Source organism: Polyangiaceae bacterium (assembly GCA_016715885.1).
Lineage (GTDB): Bacteria > Myxococcota_A > Polyangia > Polyangiales > Polyangiaceae > Polyangium.
The window spans coordinates 622,282-640,523 of sequence record JADJXL010000018.1; the positions used below are offsets into that span (position 1 = coordinate 622,282).

An 18,242-nucleotide genomic window follows, 5' to 3' on the forward strand; every position below is an offset into this window, starting at 1 on the left:
GTCATGAGTTCATTGGTCCCGGCGGAGGGTACGGCTGAACGTTGGGCCTATGATTATGTGACGAGTGAGCTCGTCGCGGGCAAGTTTGCGCCTCCGCCCGTGCCTTTGGTATGGGAAGAAAATCCGCCCGTGCGTCGTATCGAGCGGCCTGGGCGTCCGGCATTGCTGAAAATCGTGTCGCGCGCGCCGAAGGCGCCGGGGCCGGATGCGATTCGCGATCCGATGCGTCGCGCGGAGCTCGTGCACACGTTTTTGCATCACGAGCTGCAAGCGGCGGAGCTGATGTGCTGGGCGCTATTGGCGTTTCCCGATGCGCCGCGAGCCTTCAAAAAAGGGCTATTGCGCATTGCGGGCGATGAAATACGGCACATGAACATGTATCTTGGTCACCTGGAAAAGCTTGGGGCTTCATTCGGTGATTTTCCGGTGCGGGATTGGTTTTGGGAGCGCGTGCCGCAATCGCCGACGCCGGCGCATTACGTGGCGGTAATGGGCATGGGGTTCGAGGGCGGGAACTTGGATCATGCGGTACGGTTTGAAAAACGGTTTGCGGCGATTGGAGACGAGGAAGGGGCGCGCATTCAAGCGGTGGTGTGTGCCGAGGAAGTGCCGCATGTGCGATTTGCGCTTCGATGGTTCAAGCGATTGACGGAAGATGTCGATTTCGACAAGTGGCGCGGGCACTTGCCGCAGCCCTTGTCGCCGATGGTGATGCGTGGGACGCCGCAGAACAAGGCGGCTCGATTGCGAGCGGGTTTTCCCGAGGACTTTTTGACGGAGCTCGAACGATGGTTGCCCGATCCGCGTGGCTCCTGAACCTCGGTGCGGAAGTGGAGTTCGAGAGTCCGCGGCGCACGATTGGAGCGGACATGCGGGCACGACTTCCGAATCTCGTGGAAAAATTGGGTACGCTCGTGCCTGCGGGCGATTTGATTTTATTTGGCGAGGAAAACGAAAAAGGTTTGGCCGAGGGATGTTTGGGGCGCGCGTGGTTACCGACGCCGCGGGCGCTCATGGCGCTTGCGCGCGCGGGGGCCACTCGATTGCCGGCGCCCGAATTCGAGGTTTTGCGGCGCGTCAATGATCGGCGATTTTCGCTCGAATTGGGGGCGGTTCTACCGGGGCAGCGTTGTGTGACGACACTCGAGGAAGTCGTCGAGGCATTGTCTTTGCCGTCGCCGCGGGGCAATTGGCTATTGAGAAGGCCACATGGATTTGCGGGACGAGGGCGACGTCGGGCGCGTCCGGATGAAGTATTGGGTGACGCGAAATCGTGGATCGAAGCGTCACTACGCTATTCTGGGGCGCTGGTCGTGGAGCCATGGGTCGAACGAGTGGCCGATTTTGGGCTTCATGGGCATGTATCGGCGGCGGGGGTGGTGGTTCTCGGGGAGCCGACGTGGCAGCAGATGACCGAAGATGGCGCGTGGATCGAGACGCGGCGCGTGCGTAGCGGTGAGCTGGGGCGGGACGAGGCGTATTCGCTTGTGATGGCGGCGAAGGCGGTGGCGGATGCATTGGTCAAGGCAGGGTACTTTGGTCCGTTTGGTATCGATGCATTTCGCTGGCGGGACGAGCACGGGAAGTTGCAATGGAATCCTCGGTGTGAAATCAATGCGCGATATTCGATGGGGTGGGCGATTGGAATGGGCAAAACGCGGCCCGACCTGGAAGAAGGTTAGTGCAACTGTTGGGCTCCGCGTCGAACTCCCGTCGCGGGACCACGCGGCGGGTTGAAACCCGCCGCTACACATTGAAAAGTCCTCGCGCTACCGCGCTCGGACTAGCGTCATCGTGAGAATTGGTGTCTGCTGCGAAATCGTCGGGGATTCTCGATGATGATCCCAACCCGCACAACGCCAGTCCCGAACGGAAGTGAGGGACTTTTTATCGTGTAGCGCGGGGTTTTAACCCCGCGCGGGCGTGCGGTGCGTTTACGTCCCGATTTTCTTGGGCTCGAACACCGCGTATGCATCGGCGCCGGCATCGAAGTGCACGACGTCGTAACCGGATTCGGCGGCGAGCATATCGATTTCTTCCCGCCCGAGCGCCGAAAAAAAGCCGATGTACGGGGAAAAGTGGTCGCCTTTTTCGGATGTGCCGGGTGCGCCAAGTGTCGTGAAAATCCGCTTGAATGCATTGCGCGCTCGGCCTCGGGTGAAATCGGCAGTATCTGGGCGAAAGAGAAAGCTTGCAAAAATGGGAGCTCGAGGGGCGAGTGTTCGCAAGGCGGAGAAAAGGGATACGCGTTCGGCATGCGGTAAAACGTGAGAAAGGCTGCCCCAGCCGAACATGATGGCATCGAAAGCGGGTTCGTCACGTACGAATGCAAGAGGTCCGGTGCCGCTGCGGGCGGCTTGGATGACATCCGCATACGATGCATCGACGAATTTCGATTGGGGTGCGATGGATCGTGCGGCATCGGCGAACGATGAACAGGGATCGAAAGCGACGACGTCGAACCCGCGCTGGACGAGCGTGACGAGCTCGCGGCCCGTGCCGGCAGCGCCGAGAAGAATGCGGGCTCCTGGCGCGAGGGGCCTGGCGCGAAGAGCATACTCCTCGGCAGGAAAAAGCCCCCGTTCCACATGCCCGCGTCCCGGCATGTAGGACGGTTCGCGGCTGTAAAGGGATGTGGTGATTGCAGTTCGTTCGCCGGGTGGAATCCACGCCAAGAACAATTCGTCACGCAAGCTATCCTGAAGGTTGACGGCACGTTGCACGACGCCATCGAGCCACAGGAAACTGCGAACCCAAGCGCGCAAGGATGGTTTTGACATCGCAGGCGACAGTATATTGCGCAGGTTTCGCAGGGTAAAGTTCCTTTCATTTTTTGTGCTGAACTGCGAGCTTCTCAAGCCTGCCGAGTTGTGGTAACTGTCCGCGCATGTCGAATGCGATGCAAACGAACAGCTTCCGGGCCGGGGTTTGTCCCGGGTGTTTGCGTTGCCTTGCAGCGTCCGTGCGGGTGGGCGAATGAGTGCGGACATGTGGCAGTGCTCGCTCGGCCCGGCATCGCACGTGGTCGGTCGCCGGCTCGACGAAACGTTTTTCATCGTGAATCTCGAAACCAATGCCGTATTCGAGCTGAATGGGACGGGGACCGAAATATGGCTTTGGATCGAGGAAAAGCATTCATTGGATGGATGCCTCGATCACCTGCGCGCGAAGTTCGACGTGGATGCGTCTGTGCTGAAGGAGCAAGTCGAATCGCTCGTGGCGCAACTTCTTCGCGAGGGACTGCTCGCATCGGAAAGACGCGTGCCATCGGTCGAGGTGGTCGGGCCAGCGCGTAATGTATCGAATTTACCTCCGGGTACGTGGGTATTGCGATGGGAGCCCGATGCAGGCAAACCTCGAATCGACGTGGGCGATGGGGAAGCGCCGGATGCGCTGGAAGTGTTTGAAACGCCTGCGGGCGATATCGTCCTCTTTGACGGATATCTCTTCGATATGCCCTCGGGCGGACGCTTGGCCGCGGCGCGGCACGTTGCCGACGCATATGCGGAACGAGCCGAAAACTTTTTGCATGCATTGCGAGGTGGGTTTTTTACGGCCGTATGGGACCGGAAAAACAACCGTCTGGTTGCCGGGCGCGACGGCATGGGTTTGCACCCGTGTTATTATTTTTGGAATGAACGGCTGCTTTTGATGTCGTCGTCCGTGGATGCCCTGCTCGCGCAACCCGAGGTGTCGAAGCAGCCACACGTGACACGAATTGCAGAATATCTTCTGGTTACATCCTTTTCGCACCATTTGCATGAAACGTTTTATAGGGATATACGCCGCGTGCCGCCTGCGCACATGCTCGAAGTGCGCGGGACGACGATGCGGGTCGTTCGTTACTGGAATCCATTGCCGCTTGGATTTTCGTGGGCCACCGAAGACGAGCTTGCGCAATTCGAGAGCACGTTGCGTCGCGCGGTCGAGCGATGCATATCAGTCGGAGCGCAAGCGCTCGCGATGAGCGGTGGTTTCGATTCGGTAGGTATTGCTGCCGTTGCCGCAGATTTACGCGGGCCCGATGTTCCGCCGTTATCAGCGCTGTCGGTGCGTTTTCCGGATACCGAGTGCAACGAAGAGGTGACCCAAGCCCGCGTCGCTCGAGTGCTCGGGATGCCGCAGCATTTTCGCACGGTGAATCCCGCGGCGCTCGACGAGGATTTCGTGGCATCGGCGCTCGCGCAATCCGCGGGAAATTCCGGTCCCGTTCTGGGATTGTGGCAGGGCCTTTATTCCACGCTGTTCGTCACGGCGCGAGACTTGGGACTGCGCCGCATCCTTTTCGGCACGGGCGGCGACGAAATGCTCGTGGTCGACACGCGATACGCTCATGACTTGTTTTTGCACGGAGATGTGCACGGGCTCGTCGAGTTCACTCGGGCCTGGCAGCGAACGTCGCCGTTTTCAGCTTTTCACGTCGCGCAATTCATTCTCTGGCAGGCGGCCTTGAAACCCATTCTCATAAGTGGAGCGCGACGGGTGGGAGGTGCATATGGTGCCAAAATTTACCACCTGGTGCGAAATCGATTACACCCTCTCTCGGTGCCGCTTCGAGAAGGAGTGGTGAAAGACATACAGGATCGCGCTCGAAAGTCGGTTTCTGTGGAACTTGGGCCGGGAGAAGGCCGATATGTGGAGGCGATGCGTGATTTGCCGCAAACGCCGTCTCTCAGCCTCGAGCTGGAGCAGGGGCGCGAGTGGGCGGGGCGATTTGGAGTACGTATCCTCTATCCTTTTTTCGATCGAGATTTCGTCGAGCTTGCATTACGCGTCCATCCGCGGCACCTTTATCAAGGTGGGCGCATGAAAGGCCCTTTGCGAGAACTGGTTACGAGGAAGCTGCCGTCGGTGATGATGCCCGTGCGCAAAGTCGACTTTACCGTTCTCGGACGCGATGTTTTGCGTCGATTCGGAAGAAACACGTGGAGTCGTCTGCGAGGGGCGACGAAGCTTTCGGAACTTGGTATCGTGGACCCGCGCGCGGCCGACGAGCTCATGGAGCAATTTTTTTCTGGTAGATCTGAACGTTGGGTGCCCGTGTGGCAACTGCTAAGCACGGAGGCATGGCTCGCCGCACGCTTTGCTCGATCGTGATGCAGCCTGAAAGTACGGTACATGAAAATCGAGGACACGATTCAGCAAGAACAATCTTCGATGGACGCTCCGCCTGGTCTCACGAAGACCGCTTGGGAACGCCCATTGCTCGTCCGAATGGGGCGCCTCGAAGACTTCGTGCAGGGTCTGGGCAAGGGGGGCTCCAAGTTCGACATGGACCCCGGCATGACGCGAAAAGGTAGCCTTGGATGATGTTCAGCAGCTCGCATGACCGTGCAGGTCCTGTCAGGCTGCTCAGCTAGCTTTCGTTCGAGACGCACGTGAACCTGGACCAGGTATCGAGCGTTGGTCTTGGCGTGCTTACGGCCCGTAGCAGAAGTGGGGCGCGACGCTCATGGCGTTTGCCCCATCCGATGTCCGCAAAGGACACACGAAATCCCCGATATTGCAAGACTATTTTTGCGGAGCCCGCAGGCACCGGCGCGGTGCCAAAGGTCGGCCCAAAGATTGATGTCGGCCACCCAAGCTCGCTGCTAGGATGCATGCCGTGCCTCTAGCTCAGGAAGCCAGCCTGCATCGACGCGCCGCCGAGCAGCTCGTGATCGATGTCGACCCAGCGCTCGACCCCGAAAGCTTCGCTGTCAAGCCCGATGCCATCCCGTGGACGACCGACGATGGCGATACGCACGCCATTTGCGAAATGGACAATGGTTTTCCGCGTGTCCTGCTCCCTCGTGTCGGGATCATTCGTGTCGTCGACGAAGCTGGACACGTGCGAGGTACGGTTTCGAGTGCGGCGAAAATTCCGCTGATGGAAGAGGTTTATCATCGTTTTGCCCTGCCGATGATTTTGCAGGCAGCCGGAGCAGAAATGCTTCACGCCAGCGGCGTGCTCGGTGCAGTCGGGGTCGTTGCATTCTGCGGTACATCAGGCACGGGAAAATCCACACTCGCGTATGCGCTCTCGCGAAGGCAGCACGAGCATTGGGCCGACGATTCGCTCGTCTTCTTGCCGCATCAAAATGCGTTCGAAGCATTACGTTTGCCATTTCGCCCGCGAGTGGAAATCGCCTCCAGCGAAAAGCTCGAATTCATTTCAGCAGCAGCATCGGCGCCTCTTTCAGCGATTGCCGTTCTCGAGCGACATACGGGTGGGAATGTAGAACCTGGCGAATTCCACGTCGAAGTGAAGCGGCTTTCTCCGTCCGATGCTTTTCGTGCCGTGTTGCCGCATATTTATTCGTTCATCTTGTCTGATCCCAAACGAAATGCGCTCATGATGTCGCGATATTTCGACATTGCGTCGCGGCTTGCCGTTTTCGATGTGCGGTTTACGCCGTGTCTCGATGCGCTGCCGAAACTTTGCGAAGTCGTCGAGCGAAATTGCTTATCCATTGGATGATTCGGCGTGGTGACCGCGGCCTCGATGTTTACCGGAGTGTCTCTTGTGGCTCGGGCGTTCGAGCTGCGGATTCGGCTTGCGAGGCGTATCCCTGCTGAAGCGCTGCCGCGGATTCTCGAGGATTTGACGCCGGCGCATATGCCATCCGAAAAGACGCCTTTGTCCGAGGTATGGCGTGTGCTCAGGTTGGTCGAGGCGTTATGCAGGCGCATGCGTGTCGTACCGGATACGTGCTTGTATCGAGCGCTTACGCGTTATGCATTGCTTCGTCGGTCCGGTCATGCTGCGACGTTCGTGATGGGGATGGATCCGCGAGCGCGTGAAGGTTTGACTGCGCATGCATGGGTGGAGCTCGATGGGGCGCCATACCAGGAAGCGCTGGACGCGCGGATGGTCGTCACGTACGTTTATCCCGGCGAGCGCGCAACACGATGAAGGAACGTTTTTCTCCAAGCCGCGACGTGCTTTTTACGCAGCTCGACGATGGCAGCGGCGTTTTACTGAATCTAGGTTCGGGACTTTATTACACGTTGAATCGGGCGGGCGTCGTCGTGTGGAAAGCGCTTGCCGAAGGCGAATGCGACATGTTGGAGCTTGGGCGGCGGCTTTGCGCCTCGTTCGAGGTCGACGCAGCCGAAGCCGAGCGCGAAGCGGCGCGACTCCTGGGCGAGCTGCGAAGAGACGGGCTGGTGCGAACCCTCTAGCTTTACATCGCCCGAATTTTTCGCAGGGCTGCGTTCATTCCGGCGAGCAGCGATTCGGGATTGTGCTCGTCGTAAAAGTGAACGTATTGCGGGCGCGGCGCGTGCACGTCGGCGAGCATTTTGCCGTCGGGCCCAAGGAAGAACGTGCGCGGCACGTACGCTCCGTCGGGCGAATGCGCGTTGCTGATGGCGGGAACATCGTCGGCATTCAGGCGAATCATGATGAACTCTTTCGCACGGGCAACGATGCGGGGATCCGAAAAGATCTTGCTATAATTGCGGCAATGGGGGCACCAGTTGGTAAAGAATACCAGACAAACCGGTTTGTTTTCGGTTTTGGCCCGTGAAATGCCAGCTTCGTACGATTGCCACGCGATCTGGGTGTCGTTCCAGTCTTCCGCTGCAGGTTTGGGGGCCGCTGGTTGTGGCGCTACGGTCGTGGCCACCGTCGGGGCGACCGTCGGTGTGGCCGCCACGTTCGGCGCTGCTTGCACCTCGGGCTCGGGCTTGGGCGCACTGTCATTGCACGACGCATAAAGCAATCCCACGAGCCCGAGGATCGCTCCGCCTGCGGCCGCGAGACTGGCCCACGAGCCTGCGGAGGGTTTGCGGCGCGATGCCTTGCCGCGTCGAGGCTTGCTTTGCGATGCGTGTTTCGTCACGACTTACGTGTAGCCCGCCGGCTGCGCGACGTCCACTCGCGTGCTTCGATTTGAATTGCTCGCTTCATCGTGTATCATCCGCCAATCCCCATGGAAAGCGAGACCGAGAGCGTCAGCGAGAGTGACACCCAAAACGCAGCGAGCGTCGATCGGGAGGTCGAGTTCAATCGCGGGCTCGAAGCCTACCGCGCGCATTGCCATTTCGATGCGCACGACATCTGGACAGTCGTTTATCAGGGTGAGCAAAACGAGACCACGCGCCGTTTTCTCCAGGCACTCATTCAAGTCACCAACGCGATGCACAAGGTCCGCCACAACGGCGAGCTGCGTGGCGCCCTCCACTTGCTCGAACGCGCCTTGCTCAAGCTCGACGAGCTCCCCGACGTCTACGGCGGCATCGACCTGGCCACGTTCCGCGATGCAACACGCGCCTGCTTGGCCGAAGTCGCCCGCTTGCTCTCCATCAAAAGCGTCGACCTTGCCGTTTCATTCATTCCCCCGCTGAACCTCGTCGAGCCCGGTCCCACGCTCGAACGTCGCACCGCCGTGCCGCAAGGGGCCGACCCCGGTAAACTCTTGGCCGAGGGCCTCGAAGCTTATCGCAATGGGCGGTACTTCGACGCTCACGAGCTTTGGGAAGAAAGCCGGCGCCCACGCCCGGAAGGCATCGTCCGCAATACCCTCACCGGCTTGATTCTCATTGCTACGGCGATGCACAAACTCTACCGCGCGAAAAGCCCATCCAGCGCCACGCAACTGCTCGAGCTCGCGCTCGACAAGCTACGCGAAACCCCCGAAGGCACGCTTGGCCTTTCCGTCGCAGACCTCGTGGGCAATCTCGAACGCATTCACGCCGAGCTCGAACAGGTCGCATCGCAAAGCCCCGCGCAAATCGACGTTCAGATCGACCCCGGCTTCGTCGCGCAAATCCACATCGCGTCCTGACGCCGATCGTTTGTCTGGACGATTAACGGTACCGGCCGCGACCGTTGCCAGCTCCGCCCCGACTGCCAGACTTCTTCGCTCGAGCGCCAGCAGCTCCCCGCGCCGCGCCTTTCGTCGCCCGGGCAGGCTCGGCCGATCCTGATGCCCCACCGCCGTCCCCCTCGAGCTCGCCCTTGAGCGTTCGAATTTGGTCGCGTAGCCGCGCCGCCTTCTCGAACTCCAGGTTTTCCGCAGCCAGAAACATCTCCTGACGCAGCGCTTCGATCCGCTCGGCAATGTCGGCCGTCGCCATCGCTGAGCTGCCCTTGTCCGCCGATGCGCCCGCGTTCTTGGGCACCGCGTAATAGTCCCGCGATCCCGACGTCGGCGACAAATCGAAGATCGCCTTCGTCACCGTCGCCGGCGTAATACCGTGCGCTTCGTTGTACGCCTTCTGCAACGCACGACGCCGGTTTGTCTCTTGGATCGCTCGCCGCATCGAGTCCGTCTCGCGATCCGCATACATGATCACCTCGCCACGCACGTTACGAGCAGCACGACCAATCGTTTGGATGAGCGATCGCGTACTGCGAAGGAAGCCTTCCTTGTCCGCATCGAGGATCGCCACGAGCGACACCTCGGGCAGGTCGAGCCCCTCGCGCAACAGGTTGATCCCGACGAGCACGTCGAACTCACCGCGTCGCAAATCCCTAAGGATTTCAATACGTTCGAGCGTCTCCACGTCCGAGTGCAGATAACGCACTCGAACCCCGAGCTCCGTGTAGTACTCGGTCAAGTCCTCGGCCATCCGCTTGGTCAACGTCGTGACGAGGATCCGTTCGTTGCTCGACACACGTGCGCGGATGCGTTCGAGCAAGTCGTCGACTTGGCCGGCGACGGGCCGCACGTCGATGGCCGGATCGTTCAAGCCCGTGGGACGAATGATCTGTTCGACGACCACGCCGCCCGTCTTCTCGATCTCGTAATCCCCCGGCGTGGCGCTGACGAAGAGCACCTTGTTGTAGTGCTCCTCGAACTCCTCGAACTTGAGCGGCCTGTTGTCGAGCGCGCTTGGAAGCCGAAATCCGTACTCGACCAACGTTTCCTTGCGAGCGCGATCGCCGCGGTACATCGCCGAGACCTGCGGAATCGTCTGGTGGGATTCGTCGATGATGAGCAGGAAGTCTTTGGGAAAGTAGTCGATCAGCGTGGGCGGCGGCTCGCCTGTTTTGCGCCCCGACAAGTGCCGCGAGTAGTTCTCGATGCCGTTGCAGAACCCCATCTGCTCGAGCATTTCCAGGTCGTACATCGTGCGCTGTTCGATGCGTTGTTTCTCGAGGAACCGTCCTGCTTTGTCGTAGTAGTCGAGCCTGTCGCGCAGCTCTTCGCGGATGGCCGCGATGGCCTGCCGAAGCTGCTGCTGCTCGGTCACGTAGTGCGAACCCGGATAAATCGCGACGCGGTCGATCTCGCGGATGACCTTTCCCCGAACCGGATCGACCTCTTTGATCGCCTCGATCTCGTCGCCGAAAAACTCTACGCGTATCGCGACACTTTCTTCGTACGCCGGGAAGATCTCGACGATGTCGCCTCGGACGCGGAACGTGCCGCGGTGAAAGTCGATATCGTTGCGGTCGTATTGGATGTCGACGAGGCGCCTGAGCAATTCGTCGCGCCGCAATTCCAAGCCGCGCTCCATCTTGATGAGCAGCCCGTGGTAGCTCTCGGCGGAACCAATGCCGTAAATGCAGCTCACCGAAGCGACGATGAGCACGTCCGGGCGCGACAAGAGCGCGTGGGTGGCCGCATGCCGCATGCGATCGATCGCGTCGTTGATGATCGCGTCTTTCTCGATGAACGTATCGCTCGAAGGGACGTACGCTTCGGGTTGGTAGTAGTCGTAATAGCTGACGAAGTAGTGGACGGCGTTGTTTGGAAACAGGTCCCGAAGCTCACCGTAGAGCTGTGCAGCGAGCGTTTTGTTCGGGGCCATGACGAGCGTCGGCTTTTGCATCCGCTCGATGACTTTCGCGGCGGTGAACGTCTTGCCGCTGCCGGTGACGCCGAGCAGGCACTGAAACTTGTCGGGGCCGTTGAAGGTCGAACAAATCTCTTCGATGGCCCGCGGTTGGTCGCCACGTGGTTGAAAGCCCGAAACCAGCTCGAAACGCTTTGACACAGGGGGCGGCAACGTAGTCCCCGAATCTCCCGCGTGCAACCCGAGCAGCCCCAGGCGGCAGTCCGCCTTCTCGTTGGCCGGCCCGCGTGCTACCTCGGAGAACCACGCTCGGAGGGTTTTTCCCGTGCCAGCAGTACCCAGCATTCTCGACGCGCATCCCTATGCGGATTTTCTCGACAAAATAGAGAAACCTGCGCGCTACACCGGCGGCGAAGTCGGCTCGACATCGAAAGATTGGTCGAGCGTCGAAGCCAAGATTTGCCTCGCATTTCCCGATGTTTACGACATCGGCATGAGCCATCTTGGTTTCAAAATCCTCTACGACATCTTGAACCGCGACGGCCGCACGCTTGCCGAGCGCTGCTACGCGCCTTGGAGCGACGTCGAAGACGAACTTCGAAAGCGAACCATTCCGCTCGTTTCGCTCGAAACCCGCCGCCCGCTGCGCGATTTCGACGTCGTCGGTTTTTCCCTCCAATTCGAGCTGACCTACACGAACGTCCTCACCATGCTCGACCTCGGAGGCATTCCTCTGCGGTCATCCGATCGTGGCGACGACGATCCGCTCGTCATTGCGGGAGGTCCGACGGCGACGCATCCCGAGGCCCTTTCTGCATTCATCGATGCATTCGTCATCGGCGATGGCGAGGAGAAGGCAACGTCGGTGGCGCTGACGTGGGTGCGCCTGAAGAAGGAAGGCGTGCCGCGGCGCGAGCGTCTCGTGGCGCTCGCAAAGCTCGGTGCAGTTTACGTACCGTCACTTTACCGAACGGAGATCGACGCGGACACGGGCTTCGAGGTGGTGGTTGGTACTAACGAACCCGGTTTGCCCTTGCCGATCAGCCGCGCGCTGGTGGACCTCGACAAGTATCCATTTCCTGCGACGAGTCCCACGGGTGGACCGGAAGCGATCTTCGATCGCGTGTCGATCGAGGTGGCTCGCGGGTGCACGGAAGGTTGTCGATTTTGCCAAGCAGGCATGATTTACCGGCCCATTCGCGAGCGTGATCCGCAGCAGATCGTCGACACGGTGCTCGCTGCGGTGCAGGCATCCGGCAACGACGAAGTGTCGCTCACGGCGCTCAGCACGGCCGACGTTTCGTGCATCTCGCCGCTCATCAAGACGGTCGCGGACAAACTTGCAAAGCAGCGCGTGAGTTTGTCCGTCGCATCGCTTCGCGCGTATGGCCTCGATTCGGACTTGCTCGATGAGCTGCGGCGCGTGCGAGCGTCGGGTCTGACGTTTGCGCCCGAGGCGGGATCGCAGCGTATGCGCGACGTGATCAACAAGAACGTCACGGAAGAGCAACTGATGGAAACGGCCGAACGCGTGTTCTCGCGCGGCTGGGATCGCATGAAGCTCTACTCGATGATTGGTCTTCCAACGGAGGCCGACGAAGACGTTTCGGCCATCGTCGACATGGGGGCGCGCGCAGCGGCCGTGGGGCGAAAGCTCGGCAAGAAAGGTGCGGAGGTCACGGTGAGCGTGTCGACGCACGTGCCCAAGCCGCACACGCCGTTTCAGTGGGCGGCGATGGACTCGCTCGAACAAGTCGCGCACAAGCAAAGTTTGCTGCGACAAACTGTCAAGCAGCACCGCGGCGTCAAGCTGAAGACGCACGGCGCGGAGGCCAGCGTGCTCGAAGGCATCTTCGCGCGAGGGGATCGATCGCTCTGCAACGTGCTCGAATACGCTTACAAGCACGGCGCGCGGTTCGATTCGTGGGACGAACGTTTGCGCCTCGACGTGTGGGAAGAAGCGTTCACGCACTTCGGTGTCGATCGTTCGAGGTTTCTCGGGACAATCCCCGTGACCGCGCGGCTGCCTTGGGATCACATCGACGTGGGCCTCGAAGAAGGGTTTTTGGCGCGCGAATATCGCAAGGCTCTGCAGAGCCGTCTGAGCCCGCCGTGTGGAAAAGCGGCAGGCATGTTCGTGCACCACACGAACGTCGAAGATGCACTCGCGGATAAACGCAAGTTGGTCTGTTACGACTGCGGCGTTGCTTGCGACATGTCGCAGATGCGTAGCGAACGCGTCTCGTTCCTCACGAAGATGGGCGCCGCACGGCGATTGCCGATCGTGGACGAAAAGCCGCCCGTCGTGACGACGCCCGCCCTGTCCGATGAAGCTCCGAAGCCTGCTCCGATGATTGGTCGCGGCGGGTTCCGGTATCGCTTCCGTTTCGCGAAAACCGGCGCGATGGCGCTGCTTGGACACCTGGATGTCGTGCGCGAGCTGCCGCGTGTGTTCCGGCGCGTGAACGAGACGATGGTGCACACGAAGGGATTTCATCCCAAGCCCGACATGACGTTCAGTCCAGCACTTTCACTGGGTGTCGTGAGTCTCGACGAATACGTGGACATTCGGTTGGCGCGTGAAATCGATGCATCCGAGCTCGAAGCGCTCGTCGCGCGGATGAACGAAGCGACGCCGGCGGGTTTGCGGTTCCTTGGTGCAGCGCTGCTCGGGCCGGAGGATCCTGCCCTCCCGCGCGTGATCATCGGTGCGCGCTACGTCATCGCATTCGCTCGCGCGGCGATCGACGTGCCTGCGGACAAGCGCGCGGAAGACGTGCTCGCTGAACGATGTCGCGTCGCGATGGCGGCGGAGAGCCTGCCGATTCGCCGGAACATCGAAGGCATCGGCAAGACCGTGGATGTGCGGCAGTACCTCATCAGCGCGGATGTTGGTGGCGCAGAGGCTCGCGCAGCGCTCGATCGAGCGGGCATCGTTGGGGATGTGGTGACGCTCGACGTCATCGTGTCGATCACGGGTTCGGGTGCAGCGAAGGCTTCCGAGGTTGCGGCGGTCATCATGGGCGATGGCGTCACGCCTCCGCCTCATCGCAGCGTGCGCCTCGAGCTGTTCGGAGGCGCCTCGGACAAACGCCTTTCGCCGCTCGACTTGATGCCGCTTCGGCGCGCACCCGTGCGAGCGGAAGCGCCTGTTCGTGAAAGTGTTCCGTTCGAGCTGGTTCTGCCGGCCGAGTGACATTTTCTGTCCGTCCAATGCAGGTGCGCGCGCGACTCCGCAGCAGTGCGACATCGTTGTCACGGGTGAGCAGTTCGGTTCGCTCGTTCGGATGAGTTTTCAGCTCGAAAACAAGCTCGGCACTGCTCTTGCTGAGCTTGCTGGTCGGAGCGCGCGAGCGCTTCCTACTTCGCTTACTTCGCTTTTGGTCGGTCGCCCGGCGGCGGCGTGTTGGCGGTGATGGCAGCCAGTCGGCAAGGACCACGCCGCCGCCGGGGACCTAATTTGAAGCCGCGCCAGGATTTGAACACTCGCTACGCGCGCGTGGGACGCGCGCTTCGCGAGGTCTGGTTTACGATGGGGGGCCCGAGGCTCGCCTCCCGGTGCTTTTGCGCTTCGCACAAAAGCACGGCGAGACTCGGCCCCCCCATACCCCCCGATTTGGGTCCTGCTTCGACTGCACCCGCGTCCTACACTCGGCCGCGTGACGTTGCCCAATCGTCCCAGACGCGCCGAATCACTCGATGTCGCCGGCGTTCTTGGCGCTGCCGTCGCGCACGAGCTTCGCAACCTGCTCGCGTCCGCATCGTCGTCGATATTCCTCGCCAAACGCGACATCGACAAGCGCACGCGACTCGTCGCTCACTTGGATGCCGCCGAGGCAGAAGTGCAGCGGTCCCAGGACGTCATCGAACGCGTCTTGCGCCTTGTTCGTGGCGAGCCGATTCATCGAGAAGCTTGTCCCATCGCGGACGTCGTTGCCGCAGCACTGCGCAACGTCCAAGGCTCGCCGGTGCGCATCGACGTCGATGTCGAACCGTCCGATCTCGTAGTGTCTTGCGAACCGCTGCTGGTCGAACGTTTGATCACCAACTTGATCCTCAACGCGGCAGATGCGCTCTCCAATCGTTCGTCCGGGTCGGTTGCAGTGCGAGTGCGTCCGGACGAACGCGGCTTCGTCTTGGAAGTCGAAGACAATGGACCTGGCTTCGATCCGGCCGTGATGCAGCGCCTCTTCGAGCCCGGCGTGACCACCAAATCAACGGGCACGGGTCTGGGGCTTCTGCTCTGCCGCGCGATCGTGCGAGCTCACGGCGGGGACATGATCGTCACGCGAGCGCCATCCGGCGGAGCGCTCGTGCGGTGCGAGTTCGTCCAGGAAGACGCTTCCGAGTGACTACCGTCTCACGCGGCTGCCGCGGACCAGCTCGCTGACGGCTTCGCCGAGCCCTTCGAGCGTCAGTTGAAACATCGGAAACACCTGACGAATCACCTGCGCCGTTCCCATGCTCCAGCCGCTCGGCGGATCCGGGTTGAGCCAAACGGCACGATCGAAATGCTCACGCAGCATCGCGAGCCATTTGACGCCCGGCGTATTCGCATCCTCGCCCCATCCTGCGGATCCGAGCAGCTCGTAGGGAGCCATCGATGCATCGCCGACCATGACGAGCTTGTAGTGTTTTCCGCATTCATGAAGGAGATCCCGCACAGGTACGGGGTCTTTGAATCCTTCCGTCTTGAAGACTTTTCCGTACACGCAGTTGTGGAAGTAATACGTGCGCAGCTCTTTCCAATGCGTCGCGCGTTTGGCCGCGCTGAACAGTTGCGACACCGTGTGCGCGTACGGGTCCATCGATCCGCCCACGTCCATCATCAAAATCACACGCGTATTCGGCCGTCGCGGCGGCCGCGTCACCACCTCCAGCTCGCCCGCGTTACGCGCCGTCGCGTCGATCGTCCCCTCGATGTCGAGCTCGTCGTCGACGCCTTCCCTGGTAAAACCTCGCAGCTTGCGCAGCGCCACTTCGAGCTGCCTCACGTCCAGCGTGATGTCGGCGCGGTAGGACCTGTACTTGCGAGCATCCGCCGTGTGGATCGCACTTCGACCGCCCGATCCTCCGCCCACGCTGATGCCCGATGGATGAAACCCGTTGCGCCCGAACGGCGATGTCCCGCCCGTCCCAATCCAGCGATTTCCACCGTCGTGACGTTCTTTCTGTTCACGAAGACGCTGCTCGAATTGCTCGAGCACCTGTTCCAGGTCGAGGGCTTCCAGCATCGAGCGCTCTTCCTCGCTCAGCTCGCGCAGTTTCTTCGGATCCTTCAGCCAATCTGCCAGCTCGTCGGCAATCTTTTTCGCCTCGACGTGCACACCTCGAAAGTGTTTGGCGAACGCGAGATCGAAGTCGTCGAGCTGTGTTTCGGAGTGAACGCAAAGCGCGCGGGCCACGTGATAAAAGCCATCGAGCGACGATTCGTGCAGCCCTGCGGCAAGCGCTTGGCTGAGCGCAAGGGCTTCTTGCGTTCCCACGGGCACTTTGCGGCTACGCAGCTCGTACAGAAAGTCGACGAACATTGACGCTCAACGTAGCACACGCTCCCTCCCCACCCTGGCGCCAGTTGTGTATCGTGCCGAGCATGGCGAACAAGGACGAGCTCATTCAATCCGTCAAGAACATCGTCAAGCATTGGCGTGACGGAAAACTTGCAGATGCGTACGCGGCGTACGGCGAATTGTTCTCAACGTCGGATTTTGGCGAGCATCGTCCGGAAGATCAGCGCCAGGCGCTGAAGCTCATGATCCTGGCCAAAGGAGCCCCAGACCCGGAACGGCCGACGCCGGAAATGGTCGAGGCGCATCGGATAGCAGCCGGGCCCCTCACGGAGCTCGTGTCGAAATACGGCGAGCCGGGCGATCACGAGATGCTCGGCGTTTGCCACATCGTCTTGGGCAATCCAGAGAGCGCGAGCGCGATACTTCGCGCTGGTTTGGCCATCGAGCGGCAGCGCAACCCGCAGTCGGATCTTTGCGGCGCGCTCATGAAACGCATCAGCTTGATTTAGCTCGACCTCGAGCCGGGAGAAGCATGCACATCATCACCGTGGCCAGCCAAAAAGGGGGCGTCGGTAAAACCACGATGTCCCTCAACCTTGGGCTTGCCTTGGCGCGTGCTGGTAACCGCACCCTCCTCATGGAGCTCGATGCGCAGGGCAGCTTGTGTTTGTCCCTGGGTTTGCCCGATCGAGCAAAGCCCGGCATCGCCGAAGTCCTCACAGGCGTCGAGCACGTTGGAAACGTGCTTCTTCGAACGCGCGATCCGCAACTTCACGTGCTCAGCGTCGGGCGCGTGGATCCCACGACCGTAGCCGGATTCGAAGATGCCCTGACACGCACCGGCATGCTCTCCGGCATGCTCAAACAACTCCAAAGCGAGTTCGATCTGGCGCTCATCGACTGCCCCGCAGGTCTCGGCAAAGTCACCACTCGATCGCTCGAATCGTCCACGCACGTACTTTCGCCCCTCCAAGCCGAGCCTCTCGCCTTGCGTTCGCTCGGGCAGTTCTTGGCGCTCGTCGATCGCGTGCGTGCCGAGAAAAACCCCAACCTCACGATGCTCGGCATCGTCCTGTCCATGTTCGATCGCCAAACGCACGCGTCGCTCGAAGTCGCCGAGACGCTCTGGACGCAATTCCCGGGCGGGCTCATTTTCGACAGTGTGATTCCGCGAGACGATGTGTTTCTCGAGGCGTCGCTGCGGGGCTCGCCGCTGCTCTTGATGCAGAAGCGTCCGCCGCCGCTTGCGCGTCTTTTTGATCAACTTGCCACCGACGTGCTCGATCGTCTCGAAGCGCAGAAGGGCGGCAAGGAGGACGACGATGGCCCGATCCCGCTCCTCGTTTGACTTTGATCTTTCGAACGCGATCGCGTCGGCGACGAACTTGTCGGGTGACGACAGGGCGAAAAAAGCATCCGGTGCGGATGCGATGCCCGAGGGACTCGTGTCGTTCGACGCTCCCGAGGTGCCGCAATTGCCGCCGCCTGCAGCGCGTCCGTCATCTCCGCCTGCGAGCGCCGATGGTTCGGCGTCGAGTGACGCGTCGCGTGCGTTGCCCAAGCTCCCCGATTTGACGAGCGTCAAGAAAACGCTCGAACGTTGTGAAAGAATCGTTCAATGGATTGAAGAAGCGACCGGAGCGACGAACGTTTTTCTTGCCGATGCGGCGGGCTTGCCCCTGGCTGGTTCGGTGAATGAAAACGAAGCGCGGCTTGCGGGCTCGGGGCTCGTGGCTTCGTCGATTGCCACGCTGGCTTCGGCGGTCCCGGGGAATCCATCACCGCAATTCGAATTGCACATTGGCGAGGGGCCGTTTTATCAAATCATTGGCTTCAAGGCAGGCAATACGCTCTTCATCGTGGGGCTCAATCGCAACACCCCCCTATCGCCGCGCCAAGCGCATGCCATTCGATTGGCGTGCCGCTATGCATTGGGCGACTTGACGGGCTGAGCTCGCCACGCGGCGCGATCGTCAACGGATTGACAGAAGGAAAAATATCTCG

At 60.8% G+C, this 18,242-nt stretch carries 17 protein-coding genes; 13 read left to right on the plus strand and 4 right to left on the minus strand.

Annotated features, from left to right (window positions below):
• Positions 1-3: 3 nt before the first annotated feature.
• The gene (locus IPM54_23730; protein MBK9262801.1) at positions 4-816 is read left to right on the plus strand and encodes a DUF455 family protein; all 813 of its coding nucleotides are present in this window, start codon (positions 4-6) and stop codon (positions 814-816) included.
• Entirely contained in the window at positions 789-1,682 is an 894-nt protein-coding gene (locus IPM54_23735) for a hypothetical protein (GenBank protein MBK9262802.1), read from the plus strand. Before IPM54_23730 ends, IPM54_23735 begins: the two co-directional genes overlap by 28 nt.
• A gap of 252 nt (positions 1,683-1,934) precedes the next feature.
• On the opposite strand, the gene IPM54_23740 is transcribed toward IPM54_23735, so the two are convergent.
• Complete coding sequence (locus IPM54_23740; protein ID MBK9262803.1) at positions 1,935-2,780, minus strand: hypothetical protein; 846 nt, start codon at positions 2,778-2,780, stop codon at positions 1,935-1,937.
• 196 nt (positions 2,781-2,976) lie between these two features.
• Between IPM54_23740 and IPM54_23745 the strand changes: the two genes are divergently transcribed.
• The 5 genes from IPM54_23745 (at position 2,977) to IPM54_23765 (ending at position 7,164) form a co-directional block, all read left to right on the plus strand.
• The gene (locus IPM54_23745; protein MBK9262804.1) at positions 2,977-5,097 is read left to right on the plus strand and encodes a PqqD family peptide modification chaperone; all 2,121 of its coding nucleotides are present in this window, start codon (positions 2,977-2,979) and stop codon (positions 5,095-5,097) included.
• 21 nt (positions 5,098-5,118) lie between these two features.
• Positions 5,119-5,310 carry a hypothetical protein gene (locus IPM54_23750; protein MBK9262805.1) on the plus strand — a complete coding sequence of 64 codons (192 nt, stop codon included), beginning with the start codon at positions 5,119-5,121 and terminating at the stop codon, positions 5,308-5,310.
• A 295-nt stretch (positions 5,311-5,605) separates the two neighbouring features.
• A complete protein-coding gene (locus IPM54_23755) occupies positions 5,606-6,460 on the plus strand; it encodes a hypothetical protein (GenBank protein MBK9262806.1) in 855 nt (284 codons plus the stop codon).
• A gap of 24 nt (positions 6,461-6,484) precedes the next feature.
• Entirely contained in the window at positions 6,485-6,895 is a 411-nt protein-coding gene (locus IPM54_23760) for a lasso peptide biosynthesis B2 protein (GenBank protein ID MBK9262807.1), read from the plus strand.
• Complete coding sequence (locus IPM54_23765) at positions 6,892-7,164, plus strand: PqqD family protein (GenBank protein MBK9262808.1); 273 nt, start codon at positions 6,892-6,894, stop codon at positions 7,162-7,164. The genes IPM54_23760 and IPM54_23765 overlap by 4 nt, the downstream gene beginning before the upstream one ends.
• Positions 7,165-7,166: 2 nt before the next feature.
• On the opposite strand, the gene IPM54_23770 is transcribed toward IPM54_23765, so the two are convergent.
• Complete coding sequence (locus IPM54_23770) at positions 7,167-7,826, minus strand: thioredoxin family protein (protein MBK9262809.1); 660 nt, start codon at positions 7,824-7,826, stop codon at positions 7,167-7,169.
• 90 nt (positions 7,827-7,916) lie between these two features.
• On the opposite strand from IPM54_23770, the gene IPM54_23775 reads away from it, so the two are divergent.
• Complete coding sequence (locus tag IPM54_23775) at positions 7,917-8,771, plus strand: DUF309 domain-containing protein (protein ID MBK9262810.1); 855 nt, start codon at positions 7,917-7,919, stop codon at positions 8,769-8,771.
• A gap of 22 nt (positions 8,772-8,793) precedes the next feature.
• Here IPM54_23775 and uvrB read toward each other — a convergent pair whose 3' ends face one another.
• The gene (gene uvrB, locus IPM54_23780; protein ID MBK9262811.1) at positions 8,794-10,929 is read right to left on the minus strand and encodes an excinuclease ABC subunit UvrB; all 2,136 of its coding nucleotides are present in this window, start codon (positions 10,927-10,929) and stop codon (positions 8,794-8,796) included.
• 124 nt (positions 10,930-11,053) lie between these two features.
• Between uvrB and IPM54_23785 the strand changes: the two genes are divergently transcribed.
• Together IPM54_23785 and IPM54_23790 are read left to right on the plus strand one after the other, a co-directional pair.
• On the plus strand, positions 11,054-13,924 hold the full coding sequence (locus IPM54_23785; GenBank protein ID MBK9262812.1) for a TIGR03960 family B12-binding radical SAM protein: 2,871 nt from the start codon (positions 11,054-11,056) through the stop codon (positions 13,922-13,924).
• A gap of 463 nt (positions 13,925-14,387) precedes the next feature.
• Positions 14,388-15,080: a HAMP domain-containing histidine kinase gene (locus IPM54_23790; protein MBK9262813.1), complete on the plus strand. Its 693-nt coding sequence runs from the start codon at positions 14,388-14,390 to the stop codon at positions 15,078-15,080.
• Here IPM54_23790 and IPM54_23795 read toward each other — a convergent pair whose 3' ends face one another.
• Positions 15,081-16,259: a VWA domain-containing protein gene (locus IPM54_23795; GenBank protein ID MBK9262814.1), complete on the minus strand. Its 1,179-nt coding sequence runs from the start codon at positions 16,257-16,259 to the stop codon at positions 15,081-15,083. It abuts the gene before it with no gap.
• Between the two features lie 62 nt (positions 16,260-16,321).
• Here IPM54_23795 and IPM54_23800 point away from each other — a divergent pair, with 62 nt between their 5' ends.
• Genes IPM54_23800 through IPM54_23810 form a run of 3 tightly spaced genes read left to right on the plus strand, consistent with a single transcriptional unit; the run spans position 16,322 to position 18,190 of the window.
• Positions 16,322-16,747: a hypothetical protein gene (locus IPM54_23800; protein MBK9262815.1), complete on the plus strand. Its 426-nt coding sequence runs from the start codon at positions 16,322-16,324 to the stop codon at positions 16,745-16,747.
• Between the two features lie 23 nt (positions 16,748-16,770).
• Positions 16,771-17,586, plus strand: a complete 816-nt coding sequence (locus tag IPM54_23805) for a ParA family protein (GenBank protein MBK9262816.1) — start codon at positions 16,771-16,773, stop codon at positions 17,584-17,586.
• Complete coding sequence (locus tag IPM54_23810; protein MBK9262817.1) at positions 17,561-18,190, plus strand: hypothetical protein; 630 nt, start codon at positions 17,561-17,563, stop codon at positions 18,188-18,190. The genes IPM54_23805 and IPM54_23810 overlap by 26 nt, the downstream gene beginning before the upstream one ends.
• The last annotated feature ends 52 nt before the right edge of the window (positions 18,191-18,242 follow it).